The 21,360-nt window shown below is 71.5% G+C and carries 22 protein-coding genes; 13 read left to right on the top strand and 9 right to left on the bottom strand.

From position 1 onward, the window contains the following. Positions 1-3: 3 nt before the first annotated feature. From FB157_RS31310 to FB157_RS31295, 4 genes are all read right to left on the bottom strand, one after another. Positions 4-885, bottom strand: coding sequence for an ABC transporter permease (locus tag FB157_RS31310; RefSeq protein WP_186581773.1), 882 nt, complete (start codon positions 883-885; stop codon positions 4-6). Further along, positions 882-1,772, bottom strand: coding sequence for an ABC transporter permease (locus tag FB157_RS31305; RefSeq protein ID WP_145884016.1), 891 nt, complete (start codon positions 1,770-1,772; stop codon positions 882-884). Before FB157_RS31305 ends, FB157_RS31310 begins: the two co-directional genes overlap by 4 nt. A gap of 3 nt (positions 1,773-1,775) precedes the next feature. After that, positions 1,776-2,900, bottom strand: a complete 1,125-nt coding sequence (locus tag FB157_RS31300; protein ID WP_145884015.1) for a spermidine/putrescine ABC transporter substrate-binding protein — start codon at positions 2,898-2,900, stop codon at positions 1,776-1,778. Between the two features lie 168 nt (positions 2,901-3,068). Then, on the bottom strand, positions 3,069-4,247 hold the full coding sequence (locus FB157_RS31295; RefSeq protein WP_145884014.1) for an aromatic ring-hydroxylating dioxygenase subunit alpha: 1,179 nt from the start codon (positions 4,245-4,247) through the stop codon (positions 3,069-3,071). A gap of 406 nt (positions 4,248-4,653) precedes the next feature. Here FB157_RS31295 and FB157_RS31290 point away from each other — a divergent pair, with 406 nt between their 5' ends. The 8 genes from FB157_RS31290 (at position 4,654) to FB157_RS31255 (ending at position 12,825) form a co-directional block, all read left to right on the top strand. Then, the gene (locus FB157_RS31290) at positions 4,654-5,082 is read left to right on the top strand and encodes a hypothetical protein (protein WP_145884013.1); all 429 of its coding nucleotides are present in this window, start codon (positions 4,654-4,656) and stop codon (positions 5,080-5,082) included. Next, positions 5,079-6,332, top strand: a complete 1,254-nt coding sequence (locus FB157_RS31285; protein ID WP_145884012.1) for an NADH-ubiquinone oxidoreductase-F iron-sulfur binding region domain-containing protein — start codon at positions 5,079-5,081, stop codon at positions 6,330-6,332. Before FB157_RS31290 ends, FB157_RS31285 begins: the two co-directional genes overlap by 4 nt. Positions 6,333-6,492: 160 nt before the next feature. Next, positions 6,493-6,684, top strand: coding sequence for a ferredoxin (locus FB157_RS31280; RefSeq protein WP_145884011.1), 192 nt, complete (start codon positions 6,493-6,495; stop codon positions 6,682-6,684). A 1-nt stretch (position 6,685) separates the two neighbouring features. Next, positions 6,686-8,740, top strand: a complete 2,055-nt coding sequence (locus tag FB157_RS31275; protein ID WP_145884010.1) for an acetate--CoA ligase family protein — start codon at positions 6,686-6,688, stop codon at positions 8,738-8,740. Positions 8,741-8,845: 105 nt separating this feature from the next. After that, a complete protein-coding gene (locus FB157_RS31270; protein WP_145884009.1) occupies positions 8,846-10,018 on the top strand; it encodes an acyl-CoA dehydrogenase family protein in 1,173 nt (390 codons plus the stop codon). A 39-nt stretch (positions 10,019-10,057) separates the two neighbouring features. Further along, positions 10,058-11,230 (top strand): acyl-CoA dehydrogenase family protein, encoded by a 1,173-nt coding sequence (locus FB157_RS31265; protein ID WP_145884008.1) that lies wholly within the window; start codon positions 10,058-10,060, stop codon positions 11,228-11,230. Positions 11,231-11,266: 36 nt separating this feature from the next. Then, positions 11,267-12,166, top strand: coding sequence for a 3-hydroxybutyryl-CoA dehydrogenase (locus tag FB157_RS31260; RefSeq protein WP_145884007.1), 900 nt, complete (start codon positions 11,267-11,269; stop codon positions 12,164-12,166). A 47-nt stretch (positions 12,167-12,213) separates the two neighbouring features. Next, positions 12,214-12,825, top strand: a complete 612-nt coding sequence (locus tag FB157_RS31255) for a TetR/AcrR family transcriptional regulator (protein WP_145884006.1) — start codon at positions 12,214-12,216, stop codon at positions 12,823-12,825. Here the strand turns inward: FB157_RS31255 and FB157_RS31250 are convergent. Continuing rightward, positions 12,761-13,285 (bottom strand): hypothetical protein, encoded by a 525-nt coding sequence (locus FB157_RS31250; RefSeq protein WP_261386653.1) that lies wholly within the window; start codon positions 13,283-13,285, stop codon positions 12,761-12,763. The genes FB157_RS31255 and FB157_RS31250 overlap by 65 nt on opposite strands. Then, positions 13,263-13,544, bottom strand: coding sequence for a hypothetical protein (locus tag FB157_RS31245; RefSeq protein WP_145884005.1), 282 nt, complete (start codon positions 13,542-13,544; stop codon positions 13,263-13,265). The genes FB157_RS31250 and FB157_RS31245 overlap by 23 nt, the downstream gene beginning before the upstream one ends. Positions 13,545-13,846: 302 nt before the next feature. Between FB157_RS31245 and FB157_RS31240 the strand changes: the two genes are divergently transcribed. The 5 genes from FB157_RS31240 to FB157_RS31220 all read left to right on the top strand — a co-directional run bounded on the left by FB157_RS31240 (position 13,847) and on the right by FB157_RS31220 (position 18,012). After that, entirely contained in the window at positions 13,847-14,077 is a 231-nt protein-coding gene (locus FB157_RS31240) for a hypothetical protein (RefSeq protein WP_145884004.1), read from the top strand. Then, positions 14,074-14,388 carry a hypothetical protein gene (locus tag FB157_RS48805; protein ID WP_261386652.1) on the top strand — a complete coding sequence of 105 codons (315 nt, stop codon included), beginning with the start codon at positions 14,074-14,076 and terminating at the stop codon, positions 14,386-14,388. The genes FB157_RS31240 and FB157_RS48805 overlap by 4 nt, the downstream gene beginning before the upstream one ends. A 62-nt stretch (positions 14,389-14,450) precedes the next feature. Further along, a complete protein-coding gene (locus FB157_RS31230) occupies positions 14,451-15,209 on the top strand; it encodes a PIG-L family deacetylase (protein WP_145884003.1) in 759 nt (252 codons plus the stop codon). Positions 15,210-15,301: 92 nt separating this feature from the next. Beyond that, positions 15,302-16,258, top strand: a complete 957-nt coding sequence (locus FB157_RS31225) for a hypothetical protein (RefSeq protein WP_145884002.1) — start codon at positions 15,302-15,304, stop codon at positions 16,256-16,258. Between the two features lie 107 nt (positions 16,259-16,365). Beyond that, positions 16,366-18,012 (top strand): APC family permease, encoded by a 1,647-nt coding sequence (locus FB157_RS31220; RefSeq protein ID WP_145884001.1) that lies wholly within the window; start codon positions 16,366-16,368, stop codon positions 18,010-18,012. Between the two features lie 42 nt (positions 18,013-18,054). Here FB157_RS31220 and FB157_RS31215 read toward each other — a convergent pair whose 3' ends face one another. From FB157_RS31215 to FB157_RS31205, 3 genes are read right to left on the bottom strand one after another with little or no spacing between them, the layout of a single operon-like run. Next, positions 18,055-19,326, bottom strand: coding sequence for an ABC transporter permease subunit (locus tag FB157_RS31215; protein ID WP_145884000.1), 1,272 nt, complete (start codon positions 19,324-19,326; stop codon positions 18,055-18,057). A gap of 5 nt (positions 19,327-19,331) precedes the next feature. Further along, positions 19,332-20,114: an ATP-binding cassette domain-containing protein gene (locus FB157_RS31210; protein WP_145883999.1), complete on the bottom strand. Its 783-nt coding sequence runs from the start codon at positions 20,112-20,114 to the stop codon at positions 19,332-19,334. Positions 20,115-20,154: 40 nt separating this feature from the next. Beyond that, complete coding sequence (locus FB157_RS31205) at positions 20,155-21,243, bottom strand: substrate-binding domain-containing protein (protein WP_145883998.1); 1,089 nt, start codon at positions 21,241-21,243, stop codon at positions 20,155-20,157. Between the last annotated feature and the right edge of the window lie 117 nt (positions 21,244-21,360).

Genomic DNA, 21,360 nt, shown 5'->3' with positions numbered 1-21,360 from the left:
GGATCACTCTCCGGAGAGGATGTCGAGGCCGCCGCGGCGGCCGAAGAGGCGCGGGATGAACAGGGCCAGGGCGATCAGGGCGATGGATCCCGCCAGCATCAGCGTGCCGACCGCGTTGATCGTGGGCTGCACCCCGAAGCGGATCGCCGAGTAGATGCGCACCGACAGCGGCTGGGGGTCGACGCCGGTGGTGAAGTAGGCGAGGACGAAGTCGTCGAAGACGAGCGCGAAGATCAGCACGGCGCTGGCCAGTACGGCGGGGAGCAGGGCCGGCAGGGTCACCAGGCGTACCGCCTGCCACCGGGTGGCGCCGAGGTCCATCGCGGCCTCCTCCACCTCCGGGTTCAGCGCGGCGACCCGGGACCGGAGGATGACCGTGACGTAGGAGATCGAGAAGGTGATCTCGGCGAGCATCACCGTGCCGGTGGACAGGGCCACGCCCAGGCCCTTGAACAGCAGCATGGACGCCACGCCCGTCACGATCTCCGGCGTGATCAGCGGCACCAGCATGATCAGTCCGGCCAGCGAACCGAGCCGGGTGCGGCAGCGGACCAGGCCGAGTGCCAGCGCCACACCGAGGACGACCGAACCGGCCATCGCCACCAGGGAGATCCGCAGGCTGGTGCCCAACGACGAGATGAGGACGTCGTCGTGGACGAAGGCCCGGTACCAGCGCAGGCTGAACCCGCCGAACACGGTCAGGGACTTCTTGGAGTTGAACGAGAACAGGGCCACGACGGCGATGGGCAGGTAGAGCAGCGCGAAGAAGAGCCCGGTGACGGCGATGAGGATGCGGGGCCTGCGGTCGGCGCGGCCGCGCCGCTTGCGGGCACGGCCGGCCGGGCGGGCCGGGGCGGTGGTGGAGGGCACCTCGAGCAGCGTCATCGGCGGGCCTCCGCCTCGTCCTTGCGGGTGCGCCGCAGGTAGCCGAACATCCCGATCAGCAGGACCAGCATCAGCAGCATGGTGAGCGCGGAGCCCAGCGGCCAGTTCTGGCCCTGGAAGAACTTGTCCTGGATGAGGTTGCCGATCATGATCTGGTCCGGTCCTCCCATGAGCTGTGCGCTGACGAAGTCGCCCATGGCGGGCAGGAAGACCAGGACGAGTCCGGCCGCCGCGCCCTGCCTCGTGGCGGGCAGGGTGACGTAGAGGAAGGTGCGGACCGGGCCGGCGTACAGGTCGCGGCCGGCCTCGACGAGGGAGACATCGAGCCGCTCCAGGGCCGCGTACAACGGGATGATCATGAAGACGACGAAGCCGTAGACAAGTCCCGCGACCACGCCGACGCCGGTGTTGAGGATCTTCGTGCTGCCGTCGGCGAGCCCCACCGCGCGCAGGGCGCGCAGCACGGGCCCGTCGTCGGAGAGCACCACCGACCAGCCGTACATCCGCACCAGGTAGTTGGCGAAGAACGGCACCACGATCGCGGCGATCAGCGCGTGTTTGTACCGTCCGCCGTGCAGGGCGATGGTGTACGCCACCGGGTAGGCGATCAGCAGGCAGATCGCGCAGGTCAGCAGGGCGTAGCCGAGCGAGCGGGCCAGGACCTCGGTGTAGGCGGGGTCGGCGAGGGCACGTACGCCGGCCAGGTCGAAGCCGAAGCGCGGGTTGCCGAGATCGTCGGTGGTACCGACCGCGAGGACCGCGACCAGGACCAGCGAGGCGATCAGGAATCCGGTCATCCAGAGGGTGCCGGGCAGCATGAACCAGACCCACATCCGGTTTCCGGTGGTGTCCCGGCGGCGGGTGCGCGAGGGGCGGAGCAGTGCCATGGCTCAGCCCGCCTTCACATGGGTCCAGGCGGTGTCGCGGGCGTCCTCCGCCGCGCGGCCGCCGTTGCGGAAGAACAGGTCCGCCTTCAGGTCGTCCTCGGTGACGAGGCACTGGGGGAACGGTTTGACCAGCTCGGCGTAGGTCCTCTCGGAGCCGGCCACCGGCATCGGGTAGCCGATGTACTCGATGTTCTTCTTCACGTTCTCCGGCCGGAGCATGTAGTCGATGAACAGCATCGCGGTGCCGGGATGCGGGGCGTTCCAGGGGATGGCGTAGCAGTCGGAGTTGATCGGCGTGCCCTCCCGCGGAGCCTCGAAGCCGAACACGGAGGGGTCCTTTGCCTGGTTGAGCATGGCGGCCATGTCACCGCTCCAGGCCTGGGTCATGACCGCGTTGCCGTTGAGGAGGTTGTTGTAGCTGTCGCTGGAGAAGCCGCGCAGCCGCGGGCGAAGCGTGCTCAGCAGGGAGGTGATGCGGTCGAGGTCGCCGGGGTCCCCGGTGCTGACGCCGAGGCCGAGTTCGAGGGCGCCCATGCCGAGGACCTCGTCGCGGTCGTCCAGCAGGAAGACCTTGCCCCTGGCCCTGTCGCTCCACAGGTCCTTCCAGGACCCGGTCAGGTCGCCGATCTTGTCACGGCGCCAGCCGATGCCGGTCTTGTACGCGGTGAAGGGGACCGTGTGTGCGGAGCCGGGGTCGTACCAGGGGTCCGCGAAGTACGCGTAAGCACCGAATATGGCGTGCGCGTTGGTGAGCTGGGAGTGGTCGATCCGGCGCAGCCGGCCGCCGCGGACCAGGCGCTGGGCCCATTTGGCCGTGGGGAAGACGATGTCGTAGCGGTTGCCGGCGTTGAGCTTGGCGACCATGCCTTCCATCGAGTCGAAGTTCGACTGGATGACCTTGACGCCGTACTCCTTCTCGAATCCCCTGAACAAGGACGGGTCGACGAAGTCGGCCCAGTTGAAGTAGATGAGATCGCCGTCGACGCGCGCCCGGACCGGGGCGAGCTGTCGGGCGTCGGGCGTTCTGGCGGGCATGAACCCGCAGCCGCCGGCCGCGGCGCCCAGCAGGCCGCAGGCTCCCGCCCGCAGCACGGCGCGTCGGGTCGGCGGTGGTACCTCGGGGGACATGGAACGTCCTCTCCGTCGAGGAACGGCACAACTCCAGGGCGGGACCGGCTGGTCGGCTCACGGAGGCCCTGACTCCGTAGGGAGGACCGGTCTGGGGAGGGTGCGTGCGTCAGCGGACGCGGGGTAACCCCGACGGGAGGCGTACGGCGTACAGCGCGCGGGAGCACGTCACGGGGTGTCCCCCTCCAGGTCGTCCCGGACCCGGCGGGCGAACCAGCCGACGGCGGCCTCGCGCTGCGACAGCGGCCCCGGCTCGAAGCCGGGCGTGCGCAGGCCGGCCTGCACGCGTTCCACCAGCTCGGCGTCCTCGTCGTTGGTGACCCAGCCGATGTGGATGTTCAGCCGCCGGGCCAGCCGGGTGCGGACGCTCTCCCCGTGCCGTGTGTAGAAGCCGCCGGGAATCGCCGCCCGGTCCTGGGCGGTGGGCAGGGCGGTCCACGCGAGCACGTGGTCAGGGTAGAAGTCGATGAGCGTGTTCGGATAGATCACGGCGTACCGCCACACGCGCCGGTCCGCCTCGGTCAGCCCCGGCATCGGCGTCGCGAGCCGCTGGTAGAGCCGCTCGGTCCAGTTCGAGGAGGGCTTGTCGCGCAGCGGGGACTCGAACAGGACGTAGTTCTCCTGCACGTCCACCGTGTACGCCTGGTAGTCCAGCAGCCGCATGAGCGCGGGGTGGGCCACGGGTACGTGGTAGCCCTCGAGGTAGTTGTCGACGATCACCTTCCAGTTGGCGTTCTGCTCCTCGCCGCCCGCCAGGTCGTGGATGCGGTGCCTGCCGACGGGGATCAGGCCGGGGTCGGCGTAGCGGCCGACGGCCTCGGCGAGCCCGGCGCAGCTCTCCGCGAGCGGGGTCGCCTCCATGTCGAGGTTGACGAAGACGAACCCGAGGAAGGACTCCACATTGACCGGGTGCAGTCCGAGCCGGGGCTTGTCCAGGCAGGGGATCCGGCGCGCCTCGGGGGCACCCACGAGCCGCCCGTCCAGTTTGTAGGTCCACCCGTGGTACGGGCAGCGGATGGCCTTGCCGGATGGCTCCGGGGCGGTGACCAGGCGGGTGCCGCGGTGCCGGCAGACGTTGAGGTGGGCGGCGAGACCGCCGTCCTCGGTGCGGACGACCAGCACCTCCCGGCCGGCGGCGGTGGCGGTGAGGCGCGCGCCCGGTCCGGGGAGGTCGGACTCGTGGCAGACGAGCTGCCAGGACCTGGCGAAGATGCGCTCGGTCTCGGCCTCGGCCAGGGCCGGATCCGTGTAGTAGCGGGCCGGCAGGGCTTCCCCGGGGTGCTCGGGGGGCGGCTCCGGCGGGGCAGCGGAGACGGCGTCGGCTGCCCGGGTGGTCGAGGGGTGCATGGGGTCCTCCTCCGCGCCGCGACGGCGGCGATGGGCGGTGAGGCTGTGCCCGGAACGGGCGGCAGGCAGGGCGTCACGTACGGCGTCACGTACGACGTCACGTGAAGCGGCCGGACCTGCCGGGATCCGGCTGACTAATTGGTTAGTCAGAGTGCGGCGACGGCCAGATCAAGTCAAGACTTGTGGGCTGACTAATTAGTTAGTTAGTGTCGTGGTAGACGGACGACCGGGCACCTCGAACCGGTCCGGACACCCCCTGTCACCGTCCACGCCGTGCCCGGTCCCGGCCGGACACCCGCACAGCTCCCCACCCCTCTCCTCGCGGTGCCGGAGCTCCCCGTCCACGCCGTCGCCGCGCCACCCCGGCTCCGGACCACCCGGAGACGGTGCGCCCCCGGAGGCACGCATGAGCGCTCGCCGAAGTCTCGTCTGGCTCGGTCTCACGCCGGAGCCCGAACAGGAACTGCCCGCCGCGGTGGCCGCCCTGCGAGCCCCCGCGGACGACCGCCCGTCGGCGGCCAAGGTCGCCGCCGAGCGGCACCGGGTCGAGCGGCTGGTGCTGCGCGGCACGCAAGCCGGCTGGCTCCGCTATCTGCGAGAGGTGACCGACCTGGTCGTCGAGGCCGCGGCAGGAGCCGCCCCCGCCGACCCGGGGCCGGCACTGGTGGCCGGCGAGGTCGTCCTCGACCACCACCGCATGCTGATCGGCCTGCCCGGGGCCGGATACGTACGTACGGCCACGCAGCGACGTGACCTGGAAAGGGCGCTGGTGCGGCTGAGGGCCCGCGACGACATCGGCCCCGCCGGCCACCCCGACCCCAGGAGCACCGCATGACCGGCGTCTTCTCCCTCCTTCCCGACGGCCGGCCCGGCCTCCTCGCCCCGCTGCTGTCCGGCGCCTGGCTGTCCGGCGGCGGCGAGGACGGCGCCCGGTACCTGGCCGCGGGCGGCTACGCGCCGCTCACCTCGCCCGGCCGGTTGCTCGACCGGATCGCCGCCGTCGGGCTGCGCGGCCGTGGCGGGGCCGGCTTCCCCGCCGCGGTCAAGATCCAGGCAGTCCGGGACGCACCGGGCCCGCCCGTCGTCGTCGCCAACGGCGAGGAGGGCGAGCCGGGCTCGGTGAAGGACCGCTGGCTGCTGCGGCACCGGCCGCACCTGGTCCTGGACGGCATCCGCCTGGTCGCGGCCATGACCGGTGCCGAGCGCGGCTGCGTGTACCTCTCCGACGCCCCCGCCGAGCAGGCCGTGCGCCAGGCACTCGCCGAGTGTCCCCCCACGCCGCGCATCGATGTCGTCCGCACGGAGCACACCTACGTCGCGGGGGAGGAGACCGCGGTCGTACGGCGCATCGACGGTGGTCCGGCGCTGCCCACGGCGAAACCCCCGCGCCCCTTCGAGAGCGGTGTCGGTGGCGCGCCCACCCTCGTCGCCAACGTGGAGACACTGGCCCGCATCGCGCTGATCCACTCGCGCCCCGAGGCCGCGGACGCCGTCGCCGGATCCCATCTGGTGACCCTCTCGGGTGGCAGCGGTGCGTCCGCGCTGGCCGAGGTGCCCGCCGGGACGCACCTGAAGGTGCTCGCCGACCTGTGCCGGCACGGCAGAGCCGAGGCGGTCCTGCTGGGCGGCCTCTTCGGCGGCCTGCACGGCCCCGGCTGGACGGACCTGCCCCTCGACCACGACCGCCTGCGCGCGGCCGGCGGGGCCCTCGGCTGCGGGGCGCTGCACTTCCTGCACCCCGAGGACTGCCCCGTCGCCGTCGCCAACGAGGCAACCGCCTACCTCGCGGCGCAGAGCGCCCGGCAGTGCGGGGTCTGCGTCGCCGGCACGGGGGCGATGGCCCGCACCCTCACGGACGTCGCTCGTGGCCGGTCGGACGACGACTCGGCCGGCAAGCTGCACCGCTGGTCGCGTCAGCTGCCCGGCCGCGGTGCCTGCGGGCTGCTCGACGCCGCGGCCCGCGTCGTCGCCACCCTGCTCGCCCACTTCCCCGAACACGTCGAAGCCCACCGCCGCTCCCGCTGCGCCGCCTGCGAAACCGCCACACCCGAGGACGGGCGCCGGTTCACGGTGCCGGTGCCCTGAGCCACATCCGGCCTCCTGACTCCCGCCCACCGGGTCGGCTGAGCCCGGGTCGGCCCGCGGTGCCGCGTCCGGACCCGAGCCCGAATCCGGCTTCCTGACCCGCAAGCACCCCCCGCCCCCGCAACGCACCCGCACCCCGCCGCACCGAAAGGACCGCACCATGAAGCTCCTGCTGGACTCAACCCGCTGCCAGGGCTACGGCCTCTGCCAGGAACCCGCGCCCGAGCAGATCGACCTCGACGAGTGGGGCTACGCGCAGGTGCGCGCGCAGGAGGTCCCGCAGGGCGGCGAGGACGCCGCTCTGGCAGCCGTCTCCGCCTGCCCCAACTCCGCCCTGCGGCTGGTGAAGTGACATGGGACGTGACCTGTCGGCCCTCTTCGACCCCGTCTCCGTCGCCGTCGTCGGAGCCAGCGACGACCCGGCCAAGTACGGCCATGCCATCGCCGCCCAGGCCGTCCGCGCGAACGGCCGCCGCCCCGTCCACCTGGTCAACCGCCGCGGCGGCACGGTGCTCGGCCGTACCGCCGCCCCCAGCCTGAGCGCGATCGGCGAGCCCGTCGACCTGGCGGTGGTCTCCGTGCCCGCCGCCGGCTTCGAGGACGCCGTCGACGAGGCGCTGCGGTGCGGAGCCCGGGCGATCGTCGCGATCACTGCCGGGTTCGCCGAGACCGGCGAGGCGGGACGCAGCCGCCAGCGTGCCGTCGCCGAACGCGTACGCGCCGCCGGAGCCGTGATGATCGGCCCCAACTGCCTGGGCCTGGCCGACAACACCACCGACCTCTTCCTGGCCTCCGACACCTTCACACCCGGTGGCATCGCGCTGCTCAGCCAGAGCGGCAACCTCGCCCTCGAACTCCAGCTCCGCTTCGGCCCGCACGGCCTCGGCTTCTCCCGCTTCGTCTCGCTCGGCAACCAGGCCGACGTCACCCTCGTCGACCTGCTCGCCGACTGTGCCCGGCACGAGGGTACGAACGCCATCGCGGTCTACGCGGAGGACTTCGCCGACGGACGCGCCTTCGCCGAGGCGGCCGCCGACGCCGGGAAGCCCGTGGTGCTGCTCACCGCCGGTCGCGGCGACGCCTCCGCACGCAGCGCCCAGTCGCACACCGGCGCGCTGACCACATCCGCCGACGTCGTGACCGCGGCCTGCCGCGACGCCGGTGTGGAACTGGTCGCCACACCCCGTGAACTCACCGTCGTCCTCACCGCGTTGCAGGGCGCCCGCCGGTCGGCCGGCCGCCGGGTCGCCGTGCTCACGGACGGCGGCGGCCACGGGGTGGTGGCCGCCGACGCCGTCGAGACGGCCGGCCTGACCGTGCCCGAACTTCAGGAGCCGACGCGGCAACAGCTCCGGGAGGCGCTCTGGGCGCAGTCGGCCGTCGCCAACCCGGTGGACCTCGCAGGAATGGGGGAGCAGGACCCCGGCTCGTACGCGGAGACCGTCGCCGCGCTGCTGGCGGCCGAGGAGGTCGACGCAGTCCTGATGACCGGCTACTTCGGCGGCTACGCGGCCTCCGACGGCGGACTCGGCGGCGGAGGCACCGTGCTCGCGGACGGCGAACGGGCGGCCGCGCGTCTCATCGCCGCCCGGTACCGCGCCACCGCGAAACCCCTGGTGGTGCAGTCGATGTACCCCGGCTCGCCCAGCTGCCGCACCCTCAGCAGGGCCGGTGTCCCGGTCTTCGCCGCCACCGAGGACGCCGCCCGCGCCCTCGCCGCGACGGCACCCCGCGCGCTCCGCACCGGCATCACGCCCCTTCCGCCTCCGGCGTCACCCCTGCGCGAGAGCGGCTATCTGCAGACCCGGCGAGCCCTCGAAGCGGCCGGGCTCGCCTTCCCCGCCGCCCGGGAGATCCACGACGAGGCCGAACTGCTGTGCGTGACCGAGGAGTTCACCGGCCCCTACGTCCTCAAGGCCCTCCACCTGCTGCACAAGTCCGACGCGGGCGGCGTGGCACTGGGGCTGGCCGGACCCGGCGAACTGCTCGCCGCCTTCCGCGAGATGCACGCCCGGCTCGGCGCCTCCTCCTATTCCGTGGAGGCCATGGCGGACCTGACCGACGGTGTCGAGCTGATCGTCGGCGTCAACCGGGACCCGCGCTTCGGCCCGGTCGCCATGGTCGGCCTGGGCGGAGTGCTGGCCGAGGCTCTGCACGACGTCGCCTTCACCCTGGCCCCCGTACCCGCGGACCGTGCCCTGAGCCTGCTGCGCGGACTGCGCACCGCCGCCCTGCTCGACGGGGTGCGCGGCCGCCCGCCCGTCGACGTCGAGGCGGCCGCGGCCGCCGTCGAGACGATCACGACGTTCGCCGCCGCGCACCCGGAGATCGCCGAGATCGAGGTCAACCCCCTGCTCGTCGGCCCGCACGGAGTCCTCGCCCTGGACTCCCGAGCCGTACTCGCCTGACCGGGCACCGGCCCAGCGCCACCGGCCCACCGCCCCACCGCCACCGTACGACCCGCCACAGCCCCACCCGTCCCGCACGCCGTCCCGCCGACCGAAGAGGCACCCATGGACATGCGCTACACCCCCGAACAGGCAGACCTGAAACGCCGCGCCGCCGAGTACGCGCGCCTGCTCATGCGCTACGAGGACCAGTCCGAGCAGGCCGGCGGACCCCTGCCGCAAGAGCTCGTCACCGAACTGACCCGCGCCGCCAGGGACGCCGGCGTCTACGCCATCAACATGCCCGCCGAGTGGGGCGGCGCCGGCCTCAGCCTGCTCGACCAGGTCATCGTCGAGGAGGAGTTCGGCAAGGTCACCAACTGCCTCTGGGACATCCCCTGGCGGCCCGCCAACGTCCTGGCGTACGGCGACGAGCGGCAGCGCGAGAAGTACCTGCTGCCGGTGATCCGCGCGGAGAAGTTCGACGCGTTCGCCGTCACCGAGCCGGGCGCGGGATCCGACCCGTCCTCCGGCACCTCCACGGCCACCCGCACCGACGGCGGCTGGCTGCTCAACGGGGAGAAGTGGTTCGTCACCTGCGGCGACATCGCCGACTTCCTGCTGGTGCAGGCGGACGCCGGCCCCGAGCGGCAGCCCACGCTGTTCTTCGTGGACAAGGCCGCGCCCGGAGTCGAGATGACCAGGGTCCCGCACTTCATGCACTCCGCGGTCAACGGACACCCCGAATTCACCTTCACCGACGTCTTCGTGGCCGACGAGGACGTCCTCGGCGGCGTCGGCAACGGCTACGAGCTGACCAAGGAGTGGTTCACCGACGAACGCCTGATGATCGCGGCACGCACCGTCGGCGCAGCCGAGCGGGCCCTGCGGCTCGCCCGCGACCGGGCTGTGGAGCGGGAGCAGTTCGGGGCGCCGATCGCGTCGTACCAGCTGATCCAGGGCATGCTCGCCGACTGCGCCGTGGACATCGCCGTCAACCGCGCCTACACCCACCAGGTCGCCTGGGAGGCCGACCAGCCCGGCACCGACCGCAAGACGCTGCACGCGAAGGCCTCCACCGCCAAGCTCGCCGCGAGCGAGGCCGCCGGCCGGGTCGCCGACCGCTGTCTGCAGATCTTCGGCGGCCGCGGCTACGACCGTACCTACCCCGTCGAGCGCATGTACCGGGAGCTGCGCGTCGACCGGATCTGGGAGGGCACCTCCGAGATCCAGCGACTGATCATCGCCAACGAGCTGATCAAGCGCGGCACCCGCGCCCTGGCCCTGCCCACGCACTGAAACCCGCCCACCCCCGATCACCCCACAGCGAGGACTTCCATGGACTTCCGCCTCACCCCGCGCCAGGCACAGCTGAAGGCCGACGCGCGCGCCCTCACCGACGTCATCGCCGCCTACGAGCTCCAGTGCGAGGAGGACAACGGCCTCCCCGCGAGCGCCCACGCCAAGATCCGTGACGCGGTCCTCGACGCCGGACTCCAGGCCGTGAACATGCCGGCCGAGTGGGGCGGCGCCGGACTCACCATCGCCGAGCAGGTCACCGTGCAGGAGGAACTGGGCCGGCTCACCGGCGCCCTGTGGGACATGGTGTGGCGACCCGCCAACGCCCTGAGGTTCTGCACCCCGGAGCAGCGCGAGCGCTTCCTCGTCCCGGTGATCAGGGGCGAGCGGCGCGACTGCTACGCCGTCACCGAGCCCGGCGCGGGCTCGGACCCGCAGAACCTGGCCACCACGGCCACGAAGAACGACCACGGCTGGGTGCTGAACGGCGAGAAGTGGTTCGTGACCGTCGGCGACCACGCCGACTTCATGATCGTGCTCGCCGCGGTGGGCCCGGACCGCGCGCCCACCCTGTTCCTCGTCGACAAGGACACCCCCGGCATCGAGATGACGAGGGTGCCGCGCTTCATGCACACCTTCGTCTACGAGCACCCCGAGTTCACCTTCAGCGACGTCCAGGTGTGCGAGGACGCCCTGCTCGGCGGTATCGGCGAGGGGTACGACATCACCCGCTCCTGGTTCACCGAGGAGCGGCTGATGATCGCTGCCCGCACGACGGGCGCGGCCGAGCGGGCGCTGGAGCTGTCCCGTGACTGGGCGGTGGAGCGGGAGCAGTTCGGGGCGCCGATCGCGTCGTACCAGCTGATCCAGGGCATGCTCGCCGACTGCGCCGTGGACATCGCCGTCAACCGCGCCTACACCCACCAGGTCGCCTGGGAGATCGACCAGGCCTCGGCCGAGGACCGCAAGACGCTGCACGCCAAGGCGGCCATCGCCAAGCTCGCGGCGAGCGAGGCGTCGGGCCGGGTGATCGACCGCTGCCTGCAGATCCACGGCGGCCGCGGGTACGACCGCTCGTACGCCGTCGAGCGGCTCTACCGCGAGCTGCGCGTGGACCGCATCTGGGAGGGCACCTCCGAGATCCAGCGGCTGATCATCGCCAACGAACTCATCCGGCGCGGCACGGGGGTTCTGGACCTGCCCGTCGCCTGACACCCGTACGTCACAACAGATCGGAGAGGAAGACGGATGACCGGGATCGAGCGAGTGGGGGTCGTCGGCTGCGGCCTGATGGGCGCCGGCATTGCGGAGGTCTGCGCCCGCGCCGACGTGCCGGTGACGATCGTGGAACGCGACACGCAGGCGGCCCGTGCGGGCCTGCTGCGCATCACCCGCTCGCTCGACCGGGCCGTCGCACACGGCAGGCTCGACGCCGCACGACGCGAGGCCGCCACGGGCCTGATCACCGTGGTCGACCAGATCGAAGCCCTGCACGACCACGACCTGGTGATCGAGGCGGTGCCGGAGGACGAGAGCCTCAAACTCGACGTCTTCACCCGCCTCGACTCCGTGATCACCGGTGACCACACCATCCTCGCGACCAACACCTCGTCCATCCCGGTCATCCGGCTCGCCACCGCGACCACCCGCCCCGACCGCGTGGTCGGCGTGCACTTCTTCAACCCCGTACCGGTCCTGCGGCTCGTCGAACTCGTCCCGTCGCTGCTGACCTCGCCCACCACCACGGCACGGGCCGAGGACTTCGTGACCGGCAGGCTCGGCAAGGAGGTCGTCCGGACCCGGGACAAGGCCGGATTCATCGTCAACGCGCTGCTCGTCCCGTACCTCCTCGCGGCCGTCCGCATGCTGGAGTCGGGCAGCGCGACGGCCGAGGACATCGACCGCGGGATGGTCCTGGGCTGCGCGCACCCGCTCGGCCCGCTCGCCCTGACGGACCTGATCGGCCTGGACACCACCCGCGCCATCGCCGAATCCCTGTACGCCGAGTTCCGCGAGCCGCAGTACTCACCCCCACCGCTGCTCTCCCGGATGGTGGAGGCCGGTCTGCTGGGACGGAAGTCCGGCCGGGGCTTCCACGTGTACGAAGAACACCGACGTGAGGCCGCGGCACCGGCGAGGCCGCGATGAGGGAAAATGGTCACGGCGTACGACCACCGAACGAGGGGAGCCGCAGGGTGTCCACGAAGGTGCGCACGGCAGACACACGCGAGCGCATCCTGACCGCGGCGTGCGAGGTCATCGCGGAGATCGGCTTCGAGAAGATCCGCATGCGCATGGTCGCCGAGCGCGCCGGTGTGTCCACGGCGCTGTTGCACTACCACTTCGACACGCGCGAGAAGCTGTTCACCGAGGCGATGACCCACTCCTTCGCCAACACCGCCCTCGACGTCGACCGCGACGCGGACACGGCTCCGGCGGCCGTCATCCTGGCCCGCACCCTGCGCAGCCTGCTGCCGACCGATCCCGAACTGCGCCAGGACTGGCGGCTGTGGCAGGAACTGTGGGCCCGGGCCCTGCGTGACGAGACCACCCGGACCTTCGCCGTCGACCTGTACGCGCAGCTGCACACCTGGGTGGCCGACGCGGTACGACGCGGCATCGAGTCCGGCGAGTTCACACCGACCGACGTGGACGGCCTCAGCACACTCGTCCTGTCCCTGAGCGACGGCTACGGCATCCGCCTCATGCTCCGCGACCCGACGGTCACCCTGGACGGCGCCCTCACGGCCATCTGGCGCCAGGTGTCCGCGGCGCTGGGCCTGCCGGACTCGGTGCCGGTGGACTGACCTCCCACAGCTCCGGCACCCGGCCCCCGCCGGTGTGCATCCCGGTCGCCAGCGTCCGCAGCGCGGCGGCGAACGCCACCAGGCCGCGGAGGAACTCCATGTGGATGCCGGGAAACTCGGTCCAGGGCGACCCGATCCGACGGGCGATCTCGACGGAGGGCCGCGCGTAGTACAGCCCGCGGTCCTCGGCACCGGCGCCGAGCACGATCGGGAAGGGCGCCGCCCCCAGCGCGGCCTCGTCGGGCTGGAAGGCGACGAAGCCCGGCCACTCGGATCCGAAGAGATGGTCCTGGTTGCTGAGGAACCGCTGCCACAGGTCGTCCGGCCAGCGATACGTCCCCTCGCCGCGCACCGTCTGCGCGAACCGGCGGCCCGCCGCCGGGCCACCGCCCTCGGCGTGGAGCGCGGCCAGCTCCGCGAAGAAGCCGCGCGCCGGATCACCGGCGGGCAGGACGTTCACCGCCGGCGGCTCGTGCGCGCTTGCCGGGGACCGTATCCCGGGGAGGAGCAGTCGTCGGCAGCGGCTTCACGAGGGGCGCCGACCGAGCGGCCGGCAGCCAGCCCACGACGAACACCGCCGCCAGGGCCAGCGGCAGGAGAACGTCCGGGCGTGGGCCGTCGGCGTATTCCTGGATCGAGGCCGTGCCCCATGCGACGGCTGCCGACAGCAGGGCCGCCGCACCCAGACTCCTGGCGAGTGGCGTCGAACGGTGCTGCATGCGGTCTCCCCCCGACCGTGGCGTGCAGATCCTGTGCGCGGCATGCAGATTACGCTCTGGTGATCAGCTCCCGGAAGGGGCCTGGCCCGGACGGCCTTCGTCGCCGAGGCCCGCCCGACCGATGCCGGAATCGACCACGGCCGATCGGCAGTTCAGTGCTGGCAGGCGCATCCGGCGGCGCTCTTGGCCGCACTGACGGTGACGGACGGGCTGGGCGCCTGCTCGGCGGAAGCGCTCAGTCGCAGCAGCGCAGACACGTGTCGGCTTGGCTCAGAAATCGAACATGTGGCCTAATCGAAGGCATGGAGCACGTTCCCTTCCCGCCCGACCTCCTGCGGCTCCAGGCGGACTGGCACCGCACATACGCAGCACTCGCCGCGCCGCACCCGGTGCACCCCACCGCCCTGCGCCGCCGCTTGCTGGCACTGTCCGGGCGGCTGTTGTGGCACCCCTACTGGTCCGGCCCGGCCGGAACCCCGGCGGCGCGGGTGGAGCTGCGCCGCCGGGCTCGCGCCCTGGAGCCGCTGCCGTGACGACGCACCTGGTCCACCTCCAGTTCGTGGCCGGCGGCCCGGCGGTCACGGGGGAGTGGGCCGACGGTGCGACCGCCCGCCGCACCTGGCGCGACTGGGTCGGGCTGTACGGCAGCGACGAGAAGGTCGTCATCCGGCTCGCCGAGGGCGCGGACGGCGGAGAGCGGCTGCTGATGGCTTGGGAGCGGGGGCACGCGGTCGCGGCGAGTTCGGGCGGTCCCGCCGCGACGGAGGGATCGGCGTTATCGGGGTGGTGGCGGCCCCTGCAAATGGCTTACGACGGGACTGAGTTGCGGCATCCCGCCAGTTGACCACAGGCAGACCCCGCCCCCCGGTCTATGATCCAGCCCCCTCCCCGGAAGGCGGCCCCCCCATGCCCGTGCCGAGCCTGCTCGCGGTCTTCGCTCATCCGGATGACGAGTCGCTGTTCGCGGGGGGAGTGCTCGCCCGTCACGCGGCTGCGGGTGCCCGCGTCGGAGTTGTCACATCGACCTGGGCGGCCGGCACCCCGCGCGCCACGGAGTTGGCCGACGCGCTGCGCATCCTCGGGGCCGACGCGCCACGGATGCTCGGCTACGCCGATGCGCGGGTGCCTCGATCGGCCCCGGGGCGTGCGCGGTTCTGCGACGCTCCGCTGGACGAGGCGGTGGAGCGGTTGGTGGCCCACATCCGGGAGTTCCGCCCGGCGATCATGGTCACCCACGACGCGTACGGCGGGCTGACGGGCCATCCGGACCACGTGCACACTCACCGGGTGGCCGTGCTCGCGGCCCAGGCGGCCGGGCTCGACCGGCTCTACCCCGATGCGGGTGCCCCCTGGCAACCGTGTGCCCTCTACCTGGCCACGCACCCGGACTCGGCCGTGCCGGCGCTGAGGGACGCGGTCGGCGTGCACAAGGCCGTCTACAGCGTTCCGGACGAACAGGTCACCGCGACCGTCGACGTCGGCCCCTGGACGGAGCAGAAGGTCGCCGCCGTACTGGCTCATCGCACCGAGGTGGAACGCGGAGCCGTACCCGGCCTCGTCGCCGGTCTTCCCCGGGAGGCTCGGAAGCGGCTCCTCTCCACCGAGTGGTACATCCGCCATCCCCTCGTCTCAGCGCCGGCCGCCCAGACGGAACTGACCGCCTGAGCCAGGTACGCGATGACCCTGGTGATTCGTGTAATCCATAACGATCTTGGCTGAAACCTTGCGTTATTCCTGGCCGCCTCTAGCCTCCCGACATGGCTTTTCTTTCAAGTCGCCGCAAGCGGGTACGCCTCGCCCCGGAACTCGACGACCAGGACCTGGGCAGGCTGCTGAAGTCCCTGCTGGCGACCACGAGGACCGGAACGATCGCGACGACGGACCTGTGCGCGGCGCAGATCACCCGGCTCCTGGACCAGGAACCGGGTGACTGGGACCGCCGGACGCACCGCCTGAGCACCCTGGCGGACTTCCTGGCCGACTCGCATCTGCCGCGGTCCTGGGCCACGCGCGAGCCGCGCAACGCGAGCGCGCTCGTGCTGCACGCGTGGACCCAGCTGGCACGCGCACGCTCGCAGGGGCGCCCGGAGGACACCGGTGACGCCACGGACGCCTGTCTCCGTGCCGCCGACATCGTCCCCGAGGACCCCACTCCCTGGGTGGTGCTGCTGGGGCTGGCCCGCCTGCAACGCTGGGAGCAGTCCCAGGTGTTCGGCGTGTGGAACGAGGTACTCGCGCGTGACCGCTGGAACCGCGAGGCCTACCTGAGCATGCTCGGCTATCTCACCCCCGAGGAAGCGGGCTCCCGCATCCAGGTCCTGGACTTCGTGGACGCCCTGTGCGCCCGCATGCCGGCCAACGCGCCCTGCGCGGTCACGGAACTCACCGCCCAGGTCCTGCAGTACCAGTCCGTCCTCGGCCGGGGCGGATTCGAAGCACTGGTGGCGCGGAACCACTGGTCCCAGGCGATGGCCGCCCAGGCACTCGACCGCGTGGCCGTGACCTGGGTGCAGCCGGGGTTCCTGCGCCATGCCAAGACGCTGGCCGACCTCAACGTCCTCGCCTACGCGCTGATGGCCGCCGACCGGCGCCACGAGGCCCGTCCGGTGTTCGAGGCCATCGGCGGCGCCGTCACCGGGTGGCCCTGGCAGGCCGGCGGCGACCCCCTGTCCGAGTTCGACCAGGCACAGCGGAGGGCCACCGCAGGGCAGTGATCTGACGCCCGCCGCACCGCCAAGTCCTCGGCGTCGCACCCAACCGCCGGTGGGGCCACACCGTGGCACGATGGTGGTGAGCATCACCTACTGAGGGGGTGTGGGGCATGGCCACATCGGAAACGGCACCTGCCTCAGGAACCCACCACCCCGGGCTGCGGCGCGAGATCGGCTTCATCGGGCTCATCTGGGCCTCGGAGGGGTCGATCATCGGATCCGGGTGGCTGTTCGGTGCTCAGACGGCACTGGCGGCGGCCGGCCCCGCGGCGATCATCTCCTGGGCCATCGGCGGCCTCGCCATCCTGATCCTGGCGCTGGTGCACGCCGAACTCGGCGGCATGTATCCGGTCTCCGGCGGCACCGCCCGCTTCCCGCACTACGCCTTCGGCGGCGCCGCCGGGGCCTCTTTCGGCTGGTTCTCCTGGCTGCAGGCGGCCACCGTGGCGCCCATCGAGGTGCTGGCGATGATCACCTACGCCCAGCACTACTCCTGGGCGAGCGGCTGGGAGAAGATCCAGGGCGGCGAGCACGTCCTGACCCCGGCCGGCATCGCCGTCGCTGTCGCTCTGATGGCGGTCATCACGGCCGTCAACTTCCTGAGCATCCGTCTGCTGGCCCGCACCAACAGCGCGGCCACATGGTGGAAGGTCGGCGTCCCGCTGGTGACGATCTTCGTGCTGGCCGTCGCCCAGTTCCACACCGGCAACTTCACCGCGGCCGACGGATTCAACCCCTACGGGGCCAAGGGCATCCTGTCCGCCGTCTCCACCAGCGGCATCATCTTCGCCCTGCTCGGCTTCGAGCAGGCCGACCAACTCGCCGGCGAGAGCTCCAACCCCAAGCGCGACATCCCGCGCGCCGTGATCGGATCCATCGTCCTCGGCATCATCATCTACATCCTGCTGCAGGTGAGCTTCCTCGCGGCCCTGCCCGCGTCCCAGATCGGCAGCCACTGGGCCACCTCCGCGTTCACCGCGCTGAGCGGACCATTCGCCCAGGTCGCCACGCTCATCGGCCTCGGCTGGCTGGCGACGATCCTCTACCTGGACGCCGTGATCTCACCGGCCGGTACCGGTCTGATCTACATCACCGGCTCCTCCCGGGTCTCGTACGGCCTCAGCCGCAACGGCTACGTGCCCACCGCGTTCGAGGCCACCAACCGGCGCGGCGTCCCGTGGGTCGGCCTGATCACCGCGTTCGTCATCGGCTGCATCTGCTTCCTGCCCTTCCCGAGTTGGCGCTCCCTGGTCGGGCTGATCACCAGCGCCAGCGTGCTCATGTACGCCGGTGCCCCGCTGTCCTTCGGCGTGTTCCGCAACCGGCTGCCCGACGCCCACCGCCCCTACCGGCTGCCCGGCGGCAGCTGGATGTCGCCGCTGGCCTTCGTCGTGGCCAACCTGCTGATCCTGTGGTCCGGGTGGGACACCGACTGGAAGCTCGGCGTCGCCATCCTCATCGGCTACGTCATCCTGATCGCCAACCGCGTGTTCAAGATGAACCCGATCACGCCCCAGCTCGACCTGCGCGCAGCACAGTGGCTGCCCGTCTACCTCGTCGGCATGGGCCTCATCGTTTTCCTCAGCGACTTCGGGCCCCTCAAGCACCCCTGGTTCCCGCTCTGGTGGGACATCGGCGTAGTCGCTGCGTTCAGCCTCCTCGTCTACTACTGGGCCCTGGCGGTCGCCCTGCCGACCGAGAAGATCCAGCACATGGTCGACCAGGTCGTCGTCCCGGAGGAGGAAACCGTCCTCTGACGGTCCGGCACCGAAGGCGCTGACCGTTCGGCGCAGCTCGCGTCATGCCCGGCCGTGTGCCTCCTGCGAGCGGCGCGACAGCGAGTCGATGACCACCGCGGCGAACAGCACCCCGCCCGTGATCACGAGCTGCGCGGCGGTGGGCGTGTCGGTGAGCGCCATGCCCGACGCGATCGACTGGATGACCAGGATGCCGAGCACCGCGGACCACGTCGTACCGCGCCCCCCGAACAGGCTGGTGCCGCCGATCACGGCGGCCGCGATGGCGTTGAGCAGCAGTACCCCCGAGCCCGAACCCTGGCTCACCGAGGTGATGCGGGAGGCCAGGAACAGGCCGCCCAGCGCGGCCATGGTGCCCGATATCGCGAGCACCGCGGTCTGTACCCGCAGCACACTGAGACTGGCCCGGCGGGCCGCTTCGACCCCGCCTCCCAGGGCGTAGACCTGCCGTCCGTAGTGCGTGCGCCGGAGCAGGACGTCGAGGCCGGCCACCACCACGAGGAAGATCAGCAGGGCGAGCGGCAGACCCTGGAACTGGTTGAGCACGTACGCGGCGGCGAAGGTGATCACCGCCAGTACCGCCGTACGTGCCGCGATGCTCCGGACGGAGCGGTACGGCATGCCGACGGCCCTGCGGCGCCGTCGGTCCAGGTGGAACCCGAGGAGGACCATGGCCGTGCCGAGGGCCGCCAGGCCGTAGGCGGCGGCGTCGTTGGTGAAGTAGTAGCTGGTCAGCTTGGCGACGAGCCCGTTCTCGTCGAGGTTGACGGTGCCGCTCGTCCCGAGGACGGCGAGCATGACGCCGTTCCAGGTCAGCAGCCCGGCGAGGGTGACGACGAACGCCGGGACCCGGACCTTGGCGAAGGAGAAGCCCTGGATGGTCCCCGCCACGGTTCCGGAGAGCAGCGCGACGATGAGCGCCAGCCATTCCGGCATGCCCCGGTTCACGTTCAGGACGGCGAACACCGCCGCCGCGAGGCCGCTGATCGAGCCCACCGACAGGTCGAGTTCACCGAGGAGCAGCACGAAGACGATGCCGACCGCGATCAGACCCGTACCCACGATGTCCACGCTGAGATTGGACAGGTTCCGGGGGGAGAGGAAGTTCTGGTTGAGGGACTGGAAGATGATCCAGACCAGGACCAGGACCAGGATGACGGGGAGCGAGCCCAGTTCGCCGGCGCGCAGCTTGTGACCGACGACGGCGGCCCCGCGCTCCATGGCCCGGGTGACCGCCCGCATGGGGTGCGGCCGGGGGGCCTCGGCGGTGGGTGCGGAGGATTCGGTTCGCGTGTGGTCCGCCATGTCGTGCATCCCTTTCACCACCCCGACTCCTGGTGAGCCATCCGGCGGGGCACGTTCTCCGTGGCACCGGTGATGGAGGAGATGATCTGTTCCTGAGAAGCGGTGTTCACGTCGTAGAACCCGTTGTTGCGCCCCAGCCGCAGCACGGCGGCCCGGTCCGCGAGGGCTTTGACGTCTCCCAGGTTGTGGCTGATGAGCAGCACGCCCAGACCGCGGTCGCGCAGCCGGTCCACGAGGTCCAGGACCTCGGCGGTCTGCTCGATCCCCAGCGCGGCGGTCGGTTCGTCCAGCAGCAGGACCCGCGGTTCACCGAGGAGGGAGCGCGCGATGGCGACGGTCTGCCGCTGGCCGCTGGACAGGGAGACGACGGGGCCGCGCAGATCGGGGATGCCCCGGGTCAGCCGTTCCAGCAGGTGTCTGCTGCGGCGCTCCATCTCCACCTCGTCGAGGAACCCGAACCTGCGGATCTCCCGGCCGAGGAAGAGATTGCCGACGACGTCGAGGTTCCCGCACAGCGCCAGGTCCTGGTAGACGGTGGCGATGCCCAGGGCGCGGGCGTCATGGGGGCGTCTGATGTGGACGGGGCGGCCCTCCCACTCGATGGTGCCCTTGTCCGCGGGGGCGACGCCGGAGATCACTTTGACCAGGGTGGACTTGCCGGCCCCGTTGTCGCCCATGAGAGCGAGCACCTGGCCGGCGTGGATCTCCAGCTCGATGTCGGTCAGGACATCCACGACACCGAAGCGCTTGCACACGCCGTGGAGCGCCAGCAAGGGGGGAGCCGGCACGAGAACCATCTCCTTCCCGGGGCACGGTCGCGGTCGGGGAACCGCGCTGTCAGGTGAGCCCGGCCTTCTTGCAGGCGGCCGCGAGCCGGGGGGTGCAGATCTGCCGGACCGAGTACACGCCGTCCTTCACCAGGGTGCTCTTGATGTTGGAGGCGATCACGGACACGGGGGTGAGCATGACGGCCGGCACCTCCGTCCCGCTGCGGGTCCTCACCTTGCCCGTGGCGATCCGGTCGAGGCTCTCACCGCGGGCCGCGGCCACGGCCATGGCGGCGGCGGAGGAGGCCTCGGGGGTGAACGGCTTGTAGACCGTCTGGTACTGATCACCCTTGACGATACGCCGCACGGCGGCGAGTTCGGCGTCCTGGCCGGTGACGGGGGGCAGTGGGCGGACCTTGTTCGCCTTGAGCGCGGAGATGCTCCCGCCGGCGAGGCCGTCGTTGGCGGCGTAGACCCCCTGGATGTTCTCGGCGCCGAGTGCGGCGATGGCACCGCTCATGTTCATGTTGGCCACCTCGGGCCGCCACTGGAGCGTGTCGTACGACTTGCCGATCTTCACCTTCCCTCTGAGCACGGACAGGGCGCCCTCCTTGAACGCGACCGCGTTGGGGTCGGCGAGATCGCCGTTCATCATGACGATCTGGCCGCCGTGCGCCTTGTCGCCCAGGCCCTGCAACAGCGCTCGGCCCTGGAGTCTGCCCACCTCCTTCCCGTCGAAGGAGACGTATCCCGAGATCGGGCCCTCGGCGAGCCGGTCGTAGGCGATGACCGGGATGCCCGCCTCATGCGCCTTCTGGACCGAGGGGCGCATCGACTTGGCGTCCACGGGCACGAGCAGGATGGCGTCGACCCCCTCGGTGATCATCGAGTCCATCTGCTCCTGCTGGATGGCCACGTCGTTCTTGGCGTTGGCGTGCTCGATCACGCAGTCGTGGCACAGGTCCTTGACCGTCTTCTCGAGCAGCGGCCTGTCCTGGGTCTCCCAGCGCGCGGTGGTGGAGTCCGGCAGCAGCACACCGATCTTCGGCGAGTTCCCCCGGGCCGCGGCGTTCCCGGCGTCCGTTCCGCAGGCCGCTACGGCAAACATCGCCGAGACGACGGCCATCGCCATGGCCGCGTTCCCCATGAAGGTCTTCATCGGAGAGACCTCTCTGAACGGGCTGGCCGCGAGGACGACCACGTCGTCAGTGTGACACCGGCCGCAGTGATCCGCGAACCCGGCCGGCACGCCGTCGACCTGTCCGGTCGGTCCGCA

Source organism: Streptomyces sp. BK340, assembly GCF_007827595.1.
Classification (GTDB): domain Bacteria; phylum Actinomycetota; class Actinomycetes; order Streptomycetales; family Streptomycetaceae; genus Streptomyces.
Note: the sequence above shows the minus strand (reverse complement) of the source record. Positions and strands in the feature narration are given on the sequence as shown.